This window comes from Streptomyces sp. NPDC059142, from assembly GCF_042755665.1.
GTDB lineage: Bacteria > Actinomycetota > Actinomycetes > Streptomycetales > Streptomycetaceae > Streptomyces.
The window spans coordinates 1-2,128 of record NZ_JBHZDA010000211.1; the positions used below are offsets into that span (position 1 = coordinate 1).

The following is a 2,128-nucleotide window of genomic DNA, read 5'->3' on the forward strand; positions in this document are numbered from 1 at the left end:
TGGCGCGCGTGGTTGGGGGGGGGGGGGTGCGGGGGGGGGGGGTGGGGGGGGTTTTCCCCGCCCACCGGCCCGGATCCGTGCGGTGGTTCAGGCGAGCGTCAGGTTCAGGCGACCGTCAGCTCGACGACGAGGGTGGCGCCGCCCTCGGTCGTGACACGGAGCAGGAACGTGCCCGCCGTGTCGCCCGCGTAGATCTTCGGGAGCTGGAGGACACCGTCGGCGTCGGTCGTCAGCTCCGTCAGGGTGCGCAGCGGGTTGCCGTCGGCGTCCTTGAAGTAGGGGCTGTCGGCGGGGACCGTCTCGTCGGTCGCGGAGGTGACGAAGGCGGCGGTCGCGGCGACGCCCGGGGCGGCGGCGCCCTGGTAGGTCGCCCCGACCTCGACCCGGTCGGCGAACTCGGCGCCGGGCGCGGCCGTCAGCGCCGTGTCGGCGGTCCTGGCCAGCGTGTCGGCCTGACGTGCCGTCACGGTCGCCGTGTAGTCGACGCCCGCGACGTCCTTGTTGTCGAGGACGGTGGCGCGGACGGTGAACGTGCCGGTCCGCTCGCCCGCGCGGACGGCGGGGGCGACCGCCCGGCCGTCCTTGCCGGTGACGACGGTCAGCCTGGTGGTGCCGAGCGGGAAGCGGGCGTCGGTGTCCCCGACGATCTCGAACCGTACGGGCACCTCGGCGACGGGCTTGCCGGAGGCGTCCGTGGCGCGCACCGAGGCGCCCTCGGTGAACCGGCCGCCCGCCACGGCGGTGGCCTCGGCCGTGCCGGTCCGCACCAGCGTCTTGACGACGGGCTCGGGGTCGGGCGTGCCGGGGGTCCCGCTGTCGCCGGGGGTGGGGCTGGTGCCGCCGCCGGGCGGGGTCGGCTTGGGGCTCTCGGTGCCGGGCCCGGTCGTCGGGGGCTTCGACGGCGTGTCGGAGGGCGTGTGGGGGGTGACCGGCTTGCCCGGCTTCGACGTGGCCGGCTTGGGACTGGTGCCGGGCGTCGTCGGGACCTGCGTCGGAAGGGGACTCGGCTGGGCGGTGGAGGGGCTGCCGGGACCGCTGCCGACGGGCAGCACGCCCTGGCCGTCCGGGACCTCGTGCGTCCCGTTCTTGTAGTAGCGGAACCAGGTCAGGACCGTGTTCAGGTACTCCCGCGACTGGTTGTAGCCGAGGATCGCCCGGTGGAGGTCGTCCTCCACGGAGAGATCGCGGTCGCCCGCGCACAGGTAGTACGCCGCCGCGAGCGCCGCGTCGTAGATGTTGTTGGGGTCCTTGCGGCCGTCACCGTTGCCGTCCTGGCCCCAGGTCGCCCAGGTGGACGGGATGAACTGCATGGGGCCGACGGCGCGGTCGTGCGTGGTGTCGCCGTCGTAGAGGCCGTTGTCGGTGTCGGAGATGTTGGCGAAGCCGACGCCGTTGAGGACCGGGCCGAGGATCGGCGCGGTGGTGGTGCCGTCGGCGTCGACCTGGCCGCCGCGCGCCTGGCCCGACTCGACCTTGCCGATGGCGGCGAGGAGCTGCCACGGCAGGTTGCAGCCGGGCTTGTCCTCGGTGAGGGTCTGCTCGGCCCGCTTGTACGCGGCGAGGACCGTGGCCGGTATGCCCGCCTCCGCCGCGCCCGTGGCCGGCAGGTCTATCGAGGTGCCGGGCTTGTCCGGGGTGGTGAGGGGCGGAAGCTCGGTGTAGTACGGGGAGTTGCCGGTGACCGCGGTGTCCGGGGACGGCGTCGCGTCGGCGGCCCGGCTTCCGCTGGTGCCGGGGTCGGCGGGGATGGCGCCGGGCGCCTGGGACGCGGAGAGGGCCGCGATCGCGGCGGCGGCCACGGCGGTGGTGGTCGCGCCTCTGCGCAGTCTGCTGCCGAATAGCGCTGGCATGGGTCGGGCCCCTCCCCGTGGACGGCTGTTCGCGCTCCCCGCGCGAGGACTCAGGCGACCCTATGTCAACTCCTGGCCCCAGCACACCGGTCGGTCGGCCGTTTTCACCAGTTCGCCACCTGGGCGTCCCCCGGTTGTCCGTACGGTCGCCGGCCGTGGTTGTTCCCTCTCCTCTTCCGCCCCCGCGCGCGCTCCCGTCCCCCTTGCGTCCCTGATGCGCGCGACCCCGCCGCCCGCCGCGGGAACGCCCTTTCGGGGGGCCCCCCGGGGCGCGCGGC

At 75.0% G+C, this 2,128-nt stretch carries 1 protein-coding gene; it reads right to left on the reverse strand.

Annotated elements, in window-relative coordinates; all coding sequences use genetic code 11:
- Nucleotides 1-104 precede the first annotated feature (104 nt).
- Nucleotides 105-1,850 carry a lytic murein transglycosylase gene (locus tag ACFXPK_RS32795; RefSeq protein ID WP_385080803.1) on the reverse strand — a complete coding sequence of 582 codons (1,746 nt, stop codon included), beginning with the start codon at nt 1,848-1,850 and terminating at the stop codon, nt 105-107.
- Nucleotides 1,851-2,128: the final 278 nt, after the last annotated feature.

Coding starts and splice junctions, on each gene's coding strand:
- ACFXPK_RS32795 (WP_385080803.1), bottom strand. CDS start 1,850: ATGCCAGCGCTATTCGGCAGCAGACTGCGCAGAGGCGCGACCACCACC.